This window comes from Legionella cincinnatiensis, assembly GCF_900452415.1.
Classification (GTDB): Bacteria; Pseudomonadota; Gammaproteobacteria; order Legionellales; family Legionellaceae; genus Legionella; species Legionella cincinnatiensis.
The window spans coordinates 1,066,011-1,082,846 of sequence record NZ_UGNX01000001.1; the positions used below are offsets into that span (position 1 = coordinate 1,066,011).

The following is a 16,836-nucleotide window of genomic DNA, read 5'->3' on the forward strand; positions in this document are numbered from 1 at the left end:
TAACGAAGCACATGACCACTCCCCTCATTGAAATCCGACATGTTTATAAATCATATGGTACTACTGCAATTTTGAATGATATTTCTTTAAGCGTTAATCACGGAGAATTTTTGACGTTACTTGGCCCTTCAGGGTGTGGGAAAACGACCTTACTACGCCTTATTTCTGGATTTGAAAGTCCTACTCAGGGTGAGATTTATATTAATGGCCAATGTGTGAATCAACTGCCACCCCAAAAACGAGATGTACATACAGTTTTTCAAAGTTACGCACTTTTTCCACACTTATCAGTCTTTGAAAATGTTGCTTTTGCTTTGCGATGCAAGAAAGTTCCTCATCACGAAATTGAAGAACGAGTTTCTGATGCTTTAAGATTAGTCCAACTTCAGGATTTTTCAGAACGTAACATCAAACAATTAAGCGGTGGTCAACAGCAGCGTGTTGCTATTGCACGAGCAATTATTAATAGACCACAAGTACTTTTATTAGATGAACCATTAAGTTCTCTTGATTATAGACTTAGAAAAGCCATGCAATCGGAATTAAAACAGTTACAGAAAACTTTGAATATGACATTTATTTTTGTGACTCATGATCAAGAAGAGGCTTTATCCATGTCGGATCGGATTGTTGTTTTTAATCATGGTCATATAGAACAAATAGGAACCCCCAAATGTGTCTACGAAACGCCTGCAAATTTATATGTAGCCAAATTTATTGGTGAAGCTAATATATTTGATGTGCAGGTTCATTCTCTAGAAGATGCGAATCTTATTACCTTTATCGAAGGAGTATCCCTACTTTGTAAAAATAGTGGAAATTATAAGCTTGGTGATCGAATTCATTTAATGGTGCGTCCAGAAGATATTCGTGTTTGGAGTTTATCGGAAGTGGATAAAACTGAAGGCATGTTACCTGGACGTATCGCAGATATTATTTATAAAGGTTCCACCGTCGATTTGAAGGTTATACTTCCATCAGGAAAAATGATTTATGCTTCAGAGTTTTTTGATGAGGATGATGATAAATTAGAATATACACTCAATGAAAATGTTTGGGTGCAATGGTTATCGGGTTGGGAGGTTTTATTGCCTTATGAAGACTAGATCTATTGCGCTTTACCTCTTGTATTTTTGGTTAATTCTTTTTGGTGTTATTCCTTTATTGATGATGCTTGTGTCGAGTTTTCTCTCCAAGGACAGCCTTCATCTTGTTGCCTTTCCTTTTACATTTGAAAATTATGCGGATTTATTTACCCCAGTTTTTGCTAAAATTTTTTTTCGTTCTTTAATTATTGCCTTTATTACTACCTTATTATGTCTGCTTATTGCTTATCCTTTTAGTTATTTAATGATTAAATCAAAACATCAATCAATTTTGTTGTTGTTGATTTTTATTCCTTTTTGGACCAGCTCTTTGATAAGGACTTATTCATTAATCGCTATCCTTAAATATAAAGGTGTTTTAAATGCACTCTTATTGAAATTACATTTAATTCATGAACCTTTGTCCTTATTGTATACGAATTTTTCTGTAATTATTGGTTTGGTCTATAATCTGTTTCCTTTTATGGTGCTTCCTATTTTTACCAATATGGAACGCTTTGATTTCAGATTATTTGAAGCAGCTCGAGATTTGGGAGCAAACAAATGGTTCATTTTTACGCGAGTATTTTTGCCTAATACGGCACCTGGAATTTTATCAGGATGTTTATTAGTTCTATTACCTGCGATGACTTTATTTTATATTCCTAATGTATTGGGAGGAGCACGATCTATTTTATTAGGTAATTTAATTCAAAATCAGTTTCTTGTTTTAAGTAATTGGCCTCAAGGTTCTGCCACCAGTGTGGTATTGACATTTTTATTGCTTGTGTTGCTGTTTTTTTTCCGGCGCCAGAAAAATGAGGTGATTCGATGAAAACATTCATGCAGCGCTTTTTTCTTTTTTTTGTATATGCTTCACTTTATATTCCAATTGTAATATTGGTTTTATATTCCATTAATGATGCTAAGTTTTCATTGCAGTGGCATGGTTTTTCTTTAAGATGGTATTACGAACTATTTCATGATCGAGATTTATGGTCGGCTTTTTTAAATTCAGTCATACTTGGCTTGAGCTCGGCCTTAATCGCAACCACCATGGGTCTTTTGGCATCCATTTATTTATTTTTATTTCGTGCAAAACGTCGCCAAATTTTATATACCCTATTATTATTACTCATTATTATTCCTGATTTGGTTCTTGGGGTTGCCTTATTAATTTTCTTTAATCTGACTAAGGTTCCTATAGGTTTTTTAAGTTTATTAATTGCTCATGTTACATTTTCCATCCCCTTTGTGATATTAACTATTAATGCTCGTATCCATACCTTAAATCCCAATATTTATTTTAGCGCCTTAGATTTAGGTGCTAGCCGTTATATTGCACTTACCAGAATTTTATTGCCTTTACTTTGGCCTGCTGTTTTAAGTGTATTTCTTTTAAGTTTTACTTTATCGTTTGATGATGTCATTATCAGTTATTTCGTGGCAGGCCCTGATTTTACGATTTTGCCTTTAACCATTTATTCATTAGTACGTACGGGAGTTACCCCTGAGCTGAATGCTTTGTGTTCGATCATTTTTGTTCTCTCCATGATTTTAGTCATTATTTCTCATCGATTATCAGGAAAATTGGTATGAATTACCTTTTACTCGTGTTGTTCTTTTTTTTTACTTTCAAGGTTTTTTCCAATCCAGTCGTTAATGTATATGTTTGGGGCGGGGAAATTCCTAAAAGTTTAATTCAACAATTTGAACAAGAGTCTGGAGTCAAGGTTAATTTTTCAACCTATGACAGCAATGAAACAATGTATGCTAAGTTAAAAGCAAGCCAACAAACAATGTATGATGTTATTCTTCCCTCAGCCTATTTCGTAGAGCGGATGAAAAGGCAGGACATGCTGGAACCTCTAGATCACCACCAACTGCCAAATCTTGATAACTTGGATAAACGTTTTGTTAATAATGATTATGATAAGGATAATCATTATAGTGCGCCTATCATCTGGGGGGCAACGGGCATTTTTTATAACAGCAATGTGGTACATCAACCACCGAAAGCTTGGAATGGACTGTGGGATAAAAAATGGCGCAATCAGCTTATGCTCTTAGATGATTCGCGGGAGATATTTGCAATTGCCTTAATGAGTTTGAGATTTGATCCAAATGATAATAATCCTGAGCATATTAAAAAAGCTTATGAATATTTATTGCAACTTGTACCTAATATTAAATTGTTTGCAAGTGACAGTATTCAGGCAATTATTATTGATGAGGATGCCCTTATTGGATCGGCATGGAATGGCGATGCGTTTAAAGCTCAGGCTGAAAACAAAGCTATTGAGTTTCTTTATCCTGAGGATGGTTTTGTGATTTGGGTGGATTGTCTCGCAATTCCTAAAAATCCCCCCCATCTCAAAGAGGCGCTCCAATTTATTAATTTTATGCTTAAAGCTGAAGCAAGTGCACAAATGGCCTTAAAGGAAGGGCATGCTATTACTAATGCAAAAGGCCGTACTTTATTGCCTTTATCTATTAGAAATAATCCCATGATTTATCCCCCAGAAGAAATTATGAAAAAAGGTCACTTCCAGCGCGATGTTGGAGAAGATACATTGATGCTTTATAACCGCTATTGGGAACAACTAAAGCTTGCTTTTTAGTGTTGTAGTATTGCTGTATTTTTTGCGTTTATCCTCGATCCTAACTCCAAGCAGTTATCTAATTCTAACCGTGGCCTTGAGAAAATACTCGAGTAAATATTGTTTACTTTATATTAGCGCTTAATAAAACCTTAATGTTTCTATATTAAACTTTGGGCTCAAACTTTAATCAAGTTGTATTTTATAAAATTTAGGAGTTTTATATGCCTAAGGCGTTCACCCATTTATGCAAAAATGTTAATTTAAGCTTGTATGACAATACCCTCACTGTTTATACAAAATCAAAAATGTCTTTTCCACCAATACGCACTGAGTTGGATTTACTTATGGTTTTATTGTTTTCTCAAATGGATTGTGTGAGTGCGCAAATAGATAAAATGTTTGATATGAGAAAAAATGAACTGGGTGTTTATCGTTTTGTACACCGTGATGACAACGATCATAATTTATATCATCAAGATAATTTTAATATGGAAGATAATCATTATCATGCGCAATTTTCGAAAACCATTGATGAAATTAAATTAGAAGATATTTTAGGAATATTAGAGAAGCATACTTTGATTACAGCTGAAGAACATGAAAGTTTCCTCAAGGCTTATCATGAAGCGAATACTCTTCCTCTTGATGTTCCAAGTTCGAAAAAAGAAGTAGTTAAAGAAGAGAGTGAAGTAGTTAAGGGTATTACTCCTTCGGAAAAACTTCCTGTGAAAAAGAAAGATGATGAAGTTACTTTCGGTGGGTTTAAAAGAGGATTTTTCCTTAATCTATCAACAACGAAAACGAATGAAGATCCTAAAAAATCTGTTGGAATGAACCTCAGCAATTAACTTCCGTAGTATTACTCATAACGATTTAACGTGCCTTATTGATGGCGCGTTAAATTTATAAAATAAAGTCTTATTCTTCTCACTTAGAACATTAACTAACGCCAGTTATGGATAAGGATATAATTATAACGAGTCTCTATTACGATCGCTGCTTCCGAAGCCTTGGCAGGTGATTTCGAACTCGATGCCAAGGCTTCGAGACGGCGCTGGTGCGCCTCCTCAGCCCGAACGGGTCGAAGTAATAACCCGATCTCTTATCCATAACTGACGTTAGTTATGGATAAGGATATAATTATAACGAGTCTCTATTACGATCGCTGCTTCCGAAGCCTTGGCAGGTGATTTCGAACTCGATGCCAAGGCTTCGAGACGGCGCTGGTGCGCCTCCTCAGCCCGAACGGGTCGAAGTAATAACCCGATCTCTTATCCATAACTGACGTTAGTTATGGATAAAGATATAATTATAACGAGTTTCTATTACGATCGCTGCTTCCGAAGCCTTGGCAGGTGATTTCGGACTCGATGCCAAGGCTTCGAGAGGGCGCTGGTGCGCCTCCTCAGCCTGAACGGGTCGAAGTAATAACCCGATCTCTTATCCATAACTGACGTTAACTAACGTTAGTTATGGATAAGGATATAATTATAACGAGTCTCTATTACGATCGCTGCTTCCGAAGCCTTGGCAGGTGATTTCGAACTCGATGTCAAGGCTTCGAGACGGCGCTGGTGCGCCTCCTCAGCCCGAACGGGTCGAAGTAATAACTCGCTCTTCTATATAACTGACGTTAATTATTGCTATGTTAGATTCCAACAAATAGTTTGCGCGGTTCCTGAGGAATCTACTGCAGTTTTTACATTGGCTTGATCCACAGTCATACTCGCACACGTAGTATCTTTGGTTTGACTTCCTCGCGGTGTTGCAGTAAGGGTATATGTTGTTGCGCCCAGATTACTTAAGGTGATGCTATAAAATCCTTGTGCCGATGTTTGCGGAAATGGAGGTAAGGATGTACATGTGGTGTAAGAAAAATTCTGAGCATAGCAGCGTTCAAGGAAGATTTGATCTTGGGCCAGTGTGACCAATGCATCAGAGCGTCTTGCTTTTAACAAAAAACGCAGATAAGAGGGATAGGCAATAGTAATCAGTATCGCCATAATCACTAAAGCTATCATTAAATCGATTAAAGTAAATCCCTTTCTTCGAGGTTGCTTCATGGTACAATTCCTTTATTGCAGTTGCCTCCCTTCTGTTTTTCTTTGTGTACTATTTGAATTAAGCACAAGTAAGCAGAACGATATTATTGTCTTGATTAGGGCCAACCAAAGTTGCTGTGTAATCTGAAGAAAAGTGCTAATGTAATACTTCCATAAAACTGTTACTTAATCCCACTCAATAAATGTTTTGATATCTTTATCACCGGCTATTTGCTGCTGGTGTTTTGTTTTGATTCGAGCAAGTACCTGTTGTCTGGCACATTGAGTCGGATATTTAAAGGTTTTTAAAGCATTTTCTAAACTGACAAACTCATAACCCTTTTGTTGATACAGATGAATAATATCGGGCAAAACATAGGCATTCAGTAAATTCGCATGGATCAGTAGAATTTGTGCTTGAGCATTGTTGTGATGAAATTGATTATGTTCTTCAGCACGCAGTGTTTGCTGCCAAATAAAATCAAGATAAAAAGGCTTTAATTCCTCCAGATATGTCCGTCTGTTTATTTCAGAAACTGCGAGTAAGCGTTGATTAAAGACAAAATCTTTGGAATCAATGGTAATTGGAGCAACTTGATAATTTTTTTGTGCAAGGTAGCAAAGAATGTCTTCTCTTTTTTTTCCAGAACTCATTGCTAAATAAGGATAACGAAAATATTTAGGCTCAGTTAAAACAGGTAATAAAATATTGTCTGCTTTTTGAATTTCATGAATGTATTCTTTTGTATCCATTTTATTTAAATTAGCGTGATTGAGGGTATGATTACCCAATCCGAAACCTGCATCACGAAACTTGTGTAGTATTTCCCAATTGTTTTTACGTACTTCGCTGGCAATGATAAATCCTGTGGCAGGAACTTCCTCTTTGGTCATTGTTTCGATCATCATATTCAAATGAAAATTTCTATATTCACCAACAAAAGGTAAATCATCTATAGTAATAGATATCATTTTTTTATGGGCAGGCAACAACTTTTCAGATTCTTCTTTTCTTTCATTTACCGGATCATCCTGCATGACTTGGACATTATTACCCTTGTGCAAAGAATCGTGGTTTTCGTCTAAGGCGATACAAATACTTGGTAGAGCAACTAAAAAAATGATGATGAATAATAATTTTTTAATAATTAATGTAATTTTCATTCGCACAAACTACAAATAGATTAGAGAAAACAGCATTGTAGCAAAAATTAACCGAAATGGCTTATCCGAAGTGATATTGTTTATAAATATAAAGTGATACACATAAAGTAGCTCTTATTTGTACTCTATCGCTACTTTATCTTTAGGTCAAATTTATACTTAAAGCAATGCGAGTTCGGGATAAGCGGACGGGAATTTACTCCGATCCGTTCCGGCTGAGAAAACGCGCAGCGTTGTTTCTAAGCCTTAGTACGAGCTTTCAAGTCTTGTGCAGTACAAGGCCTCGAGACGGCGTAAACGTCTCCTCAGCCGGAACGGATCGTGCTAAAGACGGATTTTAATTACATCCTTATACCAAACTCACGTTAAAGTATAAAAATTAATGGCTTAGTACATCACTACTTTTATGTTCCAGTTCATCATCCTCTTCTTCACTAGATTCATCTTTCTTGCCAGTTAAGAAAGAGAATTTGCTTAGTGCGGAAGCAATGTAACTTTTGGGTGCTTTTTCTGGAATTTTACCTTCTTTGTTAAACTCTTCAACAACATGATGTAATGCTACATTACGACAGTCATGAATCATATCAATGCACAGCGTAAACGTATTTTTTAAATCAAAACCCGCGATTTCAGAAAACACGTGCTTGTTACGGATTAATTTTTTGCCATCGGTTTTGGGCTCTACTGTAAGAAAACGCATGAATTGAGTTGTTGAAAAAATTAGTGCTTCGATATCTTGCGCATCTACCTCGCCTTTTTTACCTAGAATTTTATCTAATCCTTTATGGATAATAGAGTTTTCTGTGCTTGTTAATATGGCAGAAGCATATTCATCATCAATTTGTTTACGTACAAGATGCATTGCCCCAGCAAGGACTGCTAGTTTTTCCGACTCACTAATTCCTGTGGCTTGAACAGCTGCTTTTATTGCATTCAAAAAATGAAGTTGAGCGGCACGATGTACTCCCAGCTTGTTAATTTTTGAAACATTTTTATCTGCAAGTTCATCTTTGATTAAATCAGCAAGTGCAAGAGTTAGTTCATCCCAGGATCCAAAGCGTCCTGTTGCTGATATAGGGGATTTTTTGCTCGCAGCATAGTCGCCTATAAATACTGTTTTTTTCTCTTCTGCAACGGAGGCTTCTTTTTTTTCTTCACCATTTGGGGAGGTTGGTTTTTCAAAAACTACCAGTGTTTGCCCAGTAGCAGCTAAGGAATCAACGATTGCTTTTTCAGCATTTTTTGATAACAGATAACCGGTTTCAACAAGTTCATTTAAATGATTCGTAGGAATTGCACGAAGGATATGGTCTTTTTTAAATCCTTTACGTGAATCATTATTGATGAAGATTTGTTTTAAAAATTCATTAAGAGCGGTATAAAATTTAGAGGTTTGATAGAGGTCAGGTTTATTTTCTGCGCGGACTTCAGAATTGATTCCTATGATATTTGCTAAGCTGTCGCTAAGTAAGCCAGAAGAGTCCAACATTCCACGCTTATTTTCAATGTCTCTCATCACTGTTTGCATTGCACCGTAAAATGCGAGTGCTGCAACTTGGGGTTTGATTGTTTTATCACTGACTTGCTCTTCCAATCTGTTCAGTATGGCAGAGAGATACTGAAGTTCATACTTTCTTGGATTAGAGAGGTCTTCAATTTTTCCTTTCTTATCACGCTTTAATAATACATCCACAGCGTCATTAAATTCTCTTTTTAATGTACTTAATTCCTTTAACTCAAACGTCATGTTTAGTCTCCAAATGTCCAATAGATAAATGTAAGTTCATCTTACAAGGCCTCAGTGTAAACTAAAGTAATCTTCACGTCATGTATTTTCATTATACAATTTTAGTATTTTTAAAAACTTAATAAAATTCATTATGTTATTCCTGTTTATTTGTGTTCAATACAGCTTTTTTTTGAAAAAAAGCATGAAAAAATGTAAAATTATGAGTAATATTTCCCTGTTTTTATTATTTTTATGATGCTGTTTGGGCAAAGAATTATCTTTTAGACCCACGCTATGTAGTGCCACACGCTCATGACCATGACTTTTTCTGTAGAGCAAGGAGCGTTTTTAATGAGGTTTTGTATTGGATATCAAAAACGAGAAGCAGTTGTCACGACTATTTCTTCATAATGCTGTATGCGCATTATTCTTTCTCCTTGTGTGTCGAATTATTTCCATGTGCTTTATTCCACTTAATGATGTTTCTGAAGCACGTTATGCTGAGATTGCTCGAAAGATGTTGGAAACGGGTAATTGGGTGACGCCACAGCATGATTATGGAGTTCCTTTTTGGGCTAAACCCCCTTTGTCGACTTGGCTCTCTGCTTTCTCCATGAAGCTTTTTGGTGTTAATGAATTTGCGGTTCGTCTTCCAGGATTGCTTTTGTCATTAGCAGTTTTATGGCTTGTTTGGAGCTTAGCAAAAAAGCATAGCGGTTCTTTGATTGCTATGATTACTACTTTGGTTTTGGCAGGAACTTTGTATTTTTTCCTTGATGCCGGAACCGTAATGACCGATCCGTCCTTAGTTTTTTGTGTGACCTTGGTGATGGTGTCATTTTGGTATGCCTTGGTTGATGGCAACAAGCTATGGTCTTATGTTTTTTTTATTGCTTTAGGATTAGGTTTGTTAGCAAAGGGGCCAGTTGCTGTTGTTTTACCCGGAATGCCTTTATTTTTTTGGGTTTTGCTACGTAATCAATGGTGCAATTTATGGAAAAGATTGCCTTGGATAAAAGGCATAGTCATTATGTTTGCCATCGCACTTCCCTGGTATATTTGGGCTGAAGTGCGAACCCCTGGATTTTTAAATTATTTTATTATTGGTGAAAACTTCAATCGGTTTTTAAAACCTGGATGGGTGGGCGATAAATATGGGTATGCTCACAGGGAATATTGGGGGATGATTTGGATTTATGCTGCATCAGGAATTTTTCCCTGGTGTCTTCTTGGACTTGCTTGGTTTATCAAATGCAGGCATAACGTTCGTAAAGTATTTCACGATAATGATGGATGGTTAATTTATTTTTTTCTTTGTACCGTAGTTCCGCTCTTCTTTTTTACATTCTCTAGCAATATTATTTATACTTATGTTTTTTGTAGCTTACCTGCTTTCTCCTTGTTTTTTGTTGAATATTGGGATCGGGTAGGTGTAATGATCAGAGCGAAGAACTTAGTTTTAAGATTATCTTTAGTTGTAGGAGTAATTTTTTTAGTAGCTACGCTTGCTTTTAACATCATACCAGAAGTAGTTTCAAAAACTCAAAAGCCTGTGGTTGCTGCATGGTTAAAACAACATCCAGCTGCTGGGGATTCCCTGATCTATTGGGATTATAAAACAGAGTTTTCAGCGCAATTTTATGCAAGAGGAAAAGTAAAATTTGCTTTTAGTGAAAAAGAGCTTTGTCATTTGCTAACCAATCATCGTGAAGATTACTTGGCTATTAATCCATCTGATACAAAAGAAATGTCTCCAATTTTATTGAATAAAATGGAGCTAATTCAACATGTTTATGCAGGCGATAAGCCATTCTTATTGATGCGTATTTCAGTTGCTGCAAGTAAATTATGTGCTCATGCATAAAACTTGGTTCAGGTGATGCCAAGCAGTTTTGTTTTTATATTAATGATTTTTTTCACGGCGAGTGTTTGTTCAATTAAGATACCAATTCATTTAGAGTTTTGATATACTCTGGCGCAATTTTATACCATAAGGAGTAACTGTGTCGCAATCTGTTGCAGTGGATTCGAGAGCTTTTGTCCCTCGTGGTGACTTAATGGCTTGGGTTGTATGTCTTTCGGCTGGATTGTTTTTCTTTTATGAATTTTTTCAACTCAATATTTTTGATGTCATTAATCAACCTTTACGTGATGATTTTCATATTGATGCAACTCAATTAAGCTGGATGTCTAGTGCTTATTTATGGGCCGACATCTTATTTCTTCTTCCGGCTGGAGTCATTTTAGATCGCTTTTCGACGCGTACCGTTATTCTGAGTGCTATGTTTGTTTGTATTTTAGGCACCGTTGGTTTTGCATTAACTGATTCATTTATTTTAGCTTCATTTTGTCATTTTCTCTCTGGAATTGGTAACGCATTTTGTTTTCTATCCTGCGTCGTTTTGGTATCGCATTGGTTTCCGCCGAGAAGACAAGCACTTGTAATCGGCACATTGGTTACTATGGCTTTTGTCGGTGGTATGATGGCCCACACTCCTTTTGCTTATCTTTATGAATTATTTGGATGGCGTAATGCTTTGTTAATTGATGGTGCTGTCGGTGCTGTATTGTTACTTTGGATTTATTGGATTGTAAATGACAAACCTAAAAACTCACCAACAAGAGCTCGTCCTAATCAAGGGCAAGTAATGTCTGGATTTTTCAAGGCGTTGTCCAATCCACAAAATTGGTTGGCAGGTTTTTATACTTCTTTCCTTAATTTACCCATTATGGTTTTATGCGCCCTATGGGGGGCCAGCTACTTACAAGTAGCTCATCATTTGCCTGAAATGGCGTCCAGTAATGTGGTGAGCCTTATTTTTATGGGAAGCGTTATTGGTTGTCCGTTAGCTGGATGGTTGTCTGATTCTCAAGGACGTCGTAAACCGCTAATGATCATTGGCGCGATAGCGACTCTCATCACATTAATTCCTTTATTCTTAGCTACGACATTATCGCAATTGACGCTTAGTGTTATCTTTTTTGCTTTAGGACTTTTTACAAGTACGCAAGTAATTACTTATCCTTTAGTGGCTGAAAGTAATTCTATCGAAAACACTGGGGCAGCTACAGGCGTCGCTTCGGTTATTATTATGGGTGGGGGCGGAGTAGGGCAAGTATTATTTGGTTGGTTAATTGCACATCATGCCGGTCAATCAGTCACAACTTATACAGTCGCTGATTTTCAATTTGCTATGTGGATATTCCCAATAACAACTGTTGCAGCTTTAATTGCTGTATTAATAACCCGAGAAACATATTGCAAACGTTAAAGCTGAGGAGTAAAAATGCACATGGTGGATGAGTTTCAAGAATATAATGAGGTTAATAAATCATCCTTATTACCCTGGATGGTGTGTTTTGCAGCAACCTTATTTTTCTTCTATGAATTTATTCAAGGAAATATGTTTGCATCTATTGCTGCAAATATCATGCAAGATTATCGTATTCAAGCAGATAAAATGGCATGGCTATCCAGTATTTATTACCTTTCTAATGTATTGTTTCTTTTTGTTGCAGGAATGGTTCTTGATCGTTTCTCGATTAAAAATACTTTATTAATTGCGATGTTTTTGTGTGTGGCAAGTACATTTCTGCTCGCTTATTCCCATTCTTTTTATACTGCGTTATTTTGTCGTTTTATTACAGGCATCGGTAGTGCATTCTGTTTTTTAGGTCCTGTTCGTTTAGCATCTCATTGGTTTCCACCACGACGTATGGCTTTAGTAACCGGAGCTATAGTGACTATGGCAATGGCCGGCGGCATGTTGGCACAATATCCTTTGACTAAGTTAGTTCTTGTGGTGGGATGGCGCCAAGCAGTACAAGATGTTGGCATACTTGGTTTTGCTATGCTTATTGTGATGTTTTTTTGGATAAAAGAAAGACCTCAAGTTGCGATAAAACAAAAAGCAAAACCCATTGATGTCAGGTCTGCGGCCAAAAAGGCATATCTTAATACCCAGTATTTACGGGCTGCATTTTATGCCAGTTTAATGAATATGGCGATTGCTGTTTTTGGGGCGATGATGGGAACTTTATATTTAGAACAGCGTTTAGATATTAGTCCTGCACAAGCTTCTATAATAAATGGTATGTTATTTTTAGGAGCAATTATTGGCTCTCCGCTTGTAGGATGGATTTCTGATAAAATTGGTTTACGAATTATTCCTATGAAAGTAGGGGTCATTACGTCACTGCTAACTTTACTTGCAGCACTTTATCTCCCTGTTTCTTATAGTACCATGGCCTTTTTGTTTTTCTTGCTGGGTTTTTTTACTTCAGCTCAAGTCATAAGCTATGCCTTGGTTGCTGAAAGCAGTTCACCTGCAATGACTGCAACAGCGGTAAGCGTTATTTCCATATTGACTCAAGGTGGTTATATTATTTATCAAAACTTATTTAGTTATTTATTAACCAATCATAGCGGTATGCAAATAATAAATGGAACCCCAATTTATTCACTGAGTGCCTATCAATATGCAGCGATTATTTTACCTGTAGGATTATTCATTGCTTTTCTCATGCTTTTGGGTTTAAAAGAAACACGTTGCCAACAATTCGAGGATTAAGATGACAGGGAGAGTGTGTATATTACTGATGGATTCTTTTGGCATAGGCGCCAGCCTTGATGCTTCTCACTATGGTGATACGGGTGCTAATACATTTGTTCATATTCATGAAGTGTGTGAGCGTGGTGAAGGGGATAAAGAAGGGCTTCGTCAAGGTGCACTTACTTTACCAAATTTGGCAAAGTTGGGTCTTTATCATGCGGCTTTAGCGAGTTCTGGATTGCGTTTTGTTGAGTTGTCTTCTTTTGCTGAGCCTATTGGTTATTACGGTTATGCAGTGGAGCAGAGTTTAGGCAAGGATACTCCGAGCGGGCACTGGGAGTTAGCTGGTGTGCCAGTGACTTTTGAATGGGGTTACTTTCCTGTACAACCCTTTTGTTTTCCAAAAAAATTGATTGATACTTTTATCGAGCGTGCTCAGTTACCCGGCGTGTTGGGAGAGAAACATGCATCTGGTACTACAATACTTGATGAACTTGGTGAAGAACATATACGTACTGGCAAGCCTATTGTTTACACTTCTGCAGATAGTGTGTTTCAAATTGCTGCCCATGAAGAAAGTTTTGGTTTACAGCGTTTGTATGATATTTGTGAAATCGCGCGTGACTTAGTTGATGAATATCAGATAGGTCGGGTCATTGCACGTCCATTTGTGGGGCATGCAGGAGCATTTAAACGAACCGCAAATCGTAAAGATTATGCGACTTTACCACCGGCAAAAACACTACTTGATTACTTAAAAGACGCGGGTCGTGAAGTGATTAGTATTGGAAAAATTGCTGATATTTATGCACACCAAGGTATTACTCAAACCATAAAAGCGGATGGAAATATGGCCTTATTTGATGCAACTTTGTTGGCAATGAAGACAGCACCTAAGGGCAGTTTGATATTCACAAATTTTGTAGATTTTGATTCTTCCTACGGTCATAGACGTGATGTTATTGGTTATGCTCATGCGCTTGAGGCGTTTGATGCCCGTCTTCCAGAGCTCGATGCTTTATTGCAACCTGAAGACCTTGTTTTTATTGCAGCGGATCATGGTTGTGACCCTACATTTCCGGGTTCCGATCATACACGTGAACATATTCCAGTGCTTGTATATGGCCCAAGTCTTAAAAGTAAATTTATAGGTCGTCGAGATACTTTCGCAGATGTAGGACAAAGCATCGCCGAATATCTTGGATTGGAGCATTTATCTTATGGGATCTCCTTTTTAAATTGATGATTTAATGCGAACATGGAATAAGAGGCGAATTATTACTGCGCAACATTGGGGCTGAAGAGCTGTTTACGCTGTCTTGAAGCTTCGTATGGGCCTGTTGTTAAAGCTTTGTCTTCTCCAATAAAATGGATTAATTTTTCACTTTACTCTTGTTTTTTTATCAATCATCCCCATGTTGAATATTCCGATTTGATTTGAGGATTTAATTTTGGAACAATTTCGTGGAACAACCATACTTTCAGTACGGCGTGGTAACCAGGTAGTTATTGGAGGTGATGGCCAGGTGACTTTGGGTAATACGGTAATGAAGGGAAATGCCCGTAAAGTACGACGACTCTATAAAGATCAGGTCATTGCTGGTTTTGCTGGAGGAACTGCAGATGCGTTTACTCTTTTTGAACGTTTTGAGAGCAAGTTGGAAATGCATCAGGGCCATTTAGTACGTGCTGCAGTTGAGCTTGCTAAAGATTGGCGAACAGATAGAATGCTACGTCGGCTTGAGGCGGTTCTTGCTGTAGCAGATGTCAAATCTTCCTTAATTATTACAGGTAATGGTGATGTAATAGAGCCTGAGCATAGTTTGATTGCTATTGGTTCAGGAGGTCCTTTTGCACAAGCTGCTGCACGAGCATTGCTGGAAAATACAGATTTATCCGCTATAGAAATAGTGCGTAAGTCGTTAATGATCGCAGGCGATATCTGTATCTATACCAATAACCATTTAACTTTAGAAGAATTAAATAATGTCAACAAATAACAGTATGGTGACTAATCCTCGCGAAGTTCGAGAAGTGATGACGCCTCGAGAGATTGTCCAAGAATTAGATAAATATATTATTGGCCAAGATAATGCGAAAAGAGCTGTGGCTATCGCTTTACGTAATCGTTGGCGTCGGATGAAAATTCAAGATGCTGCTTTACGAAATGAAATTATGCCTAAAAACATCCTTATGATAGGACCAACGGGTGTAGGTAAAACAGAGATTGCGCGCCGTTTAGCGAAACTAGCACGTGCTCCATTTATAAAAGTAGAGGCTACGAAATTTACCGAAGTAGGTTATGTTGGACGGGATGTAGATTCTATTCTTCGTGATCTAGCAGATATTGCGGTGAAGCAGGAACGTGAATTTGCTATGAAAAAAGTCGAACATTTGGCTGAAGATGCGGCTGAAGAGCGAATTCTTGACGTATTACTTCCCCCTCCTCGTGGCAGCTTAACTCCTGGAGAAAAGGACAGTACAGCAAGACAAGTATTTCGTAAGCAATTACGTGAAGGAGCACTTAATGATAATGAAATTGAAATAGAAGTTTCAGCAACGCCAATAGGCATTGAAATTATGGCTCCTCCTGGTATGGAAGAGATGACGAACCAATTACAATCAATGTTCCAACAAGTGGGAAGTCATCGTACAAAAACGCGAAAAATGACTATTGCTAAGGCAATGCAAATATTGCGTGAAGAAGAAGCTGCTAAGCTGATTAATGAAGATGATATTAAGACTCGTGCCATAGAAAATGTAGAACAAAATGGTATTGTGTTTATTGATGAATTGGATAAAGTAGCTAGACGTGCTGAAAATGGAAGCGGTGGAGATGTTTCTCGTGAAGGAGTGCAAAGAGATTTATTACCTTTAGTTGAAGGAACTACAGTTACGACTAAATATGGAATGATTCGCTCAGATCATATTTTATTCATAGCATCTGGAGCGTTTCATGTAGCGAAACCATCTGATTTGATCGCTGAATTACAGGGTCGTCTTCCCATACGCGTGGAGTTGTCCGCTCTTTCCGTTGAGGATTTTGTACGTATTCTTACAGAACCTACGGCATCGTTAACATTGCAATATAGTGCCTTGATGGCAACAGAAGGTTTAACATTAACTTTTGATGAATCAGGCATCAGACGTATTGCTGAAGTAGCATGGCAAGTGAATGAGCGCACAGAAAATATTGGTGCGCGCAGGCTCTATACAGTTATGGAACGACTGTTGGAAGTAGTTTCGTTTGAAGCTACAGACAAATCAGGTGAATCTGTGTATGTTGATAAGGCCTATGTAGATAAAAATCTGGGTCAGCTTGTGGCAGATGAGGATTTGGCTCGTTACATTCTTTAAAATTTAATAGCTCAACAAGGTACTTGTATCCTAGGTCATTACCATTAGCTTAAGAAACTCTTCTCAATCGACGTCCCGCGGTTTGTCTGCGGGATCCAATGCTGGTGAGTGGTTTTTGGAGCCTGCGAAAGTCGTGGGAGGTAGGAATAAAGATAGGTTCCTTAAGTTAACGTCAGTTATGGTTATGGATAAAGATATAACTATAACGAGTCTCTATCGCGCTCCGTTCGAGCTGAGGAGGCGTTTACGCCGTCTCGAAGCCTTGATCGGGTTCGAAAGTACCTGCCAAGACTTCGAGACGGC

General features: G+C 37.5%; 14 protein-coding genes. 11 read left to right on the plus strand and 3 right to left on the minus strand.

What is annotated here, in order from left to right; translation table 11 throughout:
* Positions 1-11: 11 nt before the first annotated feature.
* The 5 genes from potA to DYH34_RS04795 all read left to right on the plus strand — a co-directional run bounded on the left by potA (position 12) and on the right by DYH34_RS04795 (position 4,536).
* Positions 12-1,106: a spermidine/putrescine ABC transporter ATP-binding protein PotA gene (potA, locus tag DYH34_RS04775; protein WP_058465222.1), complete on the plus strand. Its 1,095-nt coding sequence runs from the start codon at positions 12-14 to the stop codon at positions 1,104-1,106.
* Positions 1,096-1,920, plus strand: coding sequence for an ABC transporter permease (locus DYH34_RS04780; RefSeq protein ID WP_058465223.1), 825 nt, complete (start codon positions 1,096-1,098; stop codon positions 1,918-1,920). Before potA ends, DYH34_RS04780 begins: the two co-directional genes overlap by 11 nt.
* On the plus strand, positions 1,917-2,684 hold the full coding sequence (locus tag DYH34_RS04785) for an ABC transporter permease subunit (RefSeq protein ID WP_058465224.1): 768 nt from the start codon (positions 1,917-1,919) through the stop codon (positions 2,682-2,684). The genes DYH34_RS04780 and DYH34_RS04785 overlap by 4 nt, the downstream gene beginning before the upstream one ends.
* The gene (locus DYH34_RS04790) at positions 2,681-3,706 is read left to right on the plus strand and encodes an ABC transporter substrate-binding protein (RefSeq protein ID WP_058465225.1); all 1,026 of its coding nucleotides are present in this window, start codon (positions 2,681-2,683) and stop codon (positions 3,704-3,706) included. The genes DYH34_RS04785 and DYH34_RS04790 overlap by 4 nt, the downstream gene beginning before the upstream one ends.
* 203 nt (positions 3,707-3,909) lie before the next feature.
* A complete protein-coding gene (locus tag DYH34_RS04795; protein WP_058465226.1) occupies positions 3,910-4,536 on the plus strand; it encodes a hypothetical protein in 627 nt (208 codons plus the stop codon).
* Positions 4,537-5,331: 795 nt separating this feature from the next.
* On the opposite strand, the gene DYH34_RS04800 is transcribed toward DYH34_RS04795, so the two are convergent.
* The 3 genes from DYH34_RS04800 to DYH34_RS04810 form a co-directional block, all read right to left on the minus strand.
* Positions 5,332-5,751 carry a type IV pilin protein gene (locus DYH34_RS04800; protein ID WP_058465227.1) on the minus strand — a complete coding sequence of 140 codons (420 nt, stop codon included), beginning with the start codon at positions 5,749-5,751 and terminating at the stop codon, positions 5,332-5,334.
* A 165-nt stretch (positions 5,752-5,916) separates the two neighbouring features.
* Entirely contained in the window at positions 5,917-6,768 is an 852-nt protein-coding gene (locus DYH34_RS04805) for a polysaccharide deacetylase family protein (RefSeq protein WP_238589507.1), read from the minus strand.
* Between the two features lie 505 nt (positions 6,769-7,273).
* A complete protein-coding gene (locus DYH34_RS04810; RefSeq protein WP_058465229.1) occupies positions 7,274-8,641 on the minus strand; it encodes a hypothetical protein in 1,368 nt (455 codons plus the stop codon).
* Between the two features lie 346 nt (positions 8,642-8,987).
* Here DYH34_RS04810 and DYH34_RS04820 point away from each other — a divergent pair, with 346 nt between their 5' ends.
* From DYH34_RS04820 to hslU, 6 genes are all read left to right on the plus strand, one after another.
* Entirely contained in the window at positions 8,988-10,487 is a 1,500-nt protein-coding gene (locus DYH34_RS04820; protein ID WP_058465230.1) for an ArnT family glycosyltransferase, read from the plus strand.
* Positions 10,488-10,626: 139 nt separating this feature from the next.
* Complete coding sequence (locus DYH34_RS04825; protein ID WP_058465231.1) at positions 10,627-11,895, plus strand: MFS transporter; 1,269 nt, start codon at positions 10,627-10,629, stop codon at positions 11,893-11,895.
* A gap of 15 nt (positions 11,896-11,910) precedes the next feature.
* Positions 11,911-13,194, plus strand: coding sequence for an MFS transporter (locus tag DYH34_RS04830; RefSeq protein WP_058465232.1), 1,284 nt, complete (start codon positions 11,911-11,913; stop codon positions 13,192-13,194).
* Position 13,195: 1 nt separating this feature from the next.
* Positions 13,196-14,419 (plus strand): phosphopentomutase, encoded by a 1,224-nt coding sequence (locus DYH34_RS04835; RefSeq protein ID WP_058465233.1) that lies wholly within the window; start codon positions 13,196-13,198, stop codon positions 14,417-14,419.
* A gap of 208 nt (positions 14,420-14,627) precedes the next feature.
* Positions 14,628-15,176, plus strand: coding sequence for an ATP-dependent protease subunit HslV (gene hslV / locus DYH34_RS04840; protein WP_058465234.1), 549 nt, complete (start codon positions 14,628-14,630; stop codon positions 15,174-15,176).
* Positions 15,163-16,533: an ATP-dependent protease ATPase subunit HslU gene (hslU, locus tag DYH34_RS04845; protein WP_172465401.1), complete on the plus strand. Its 1,371-nt coding sequence runs from the start codon at positions 15,163-15,165 to the stop codon at positions 16,531-16,533. Before hslV ends, hslU begins: the two co-directional genes overlap by 14 nt.
* The last annotated feature ends 303 nt before the right edge of the window (positions 16,534-16,836 follow it).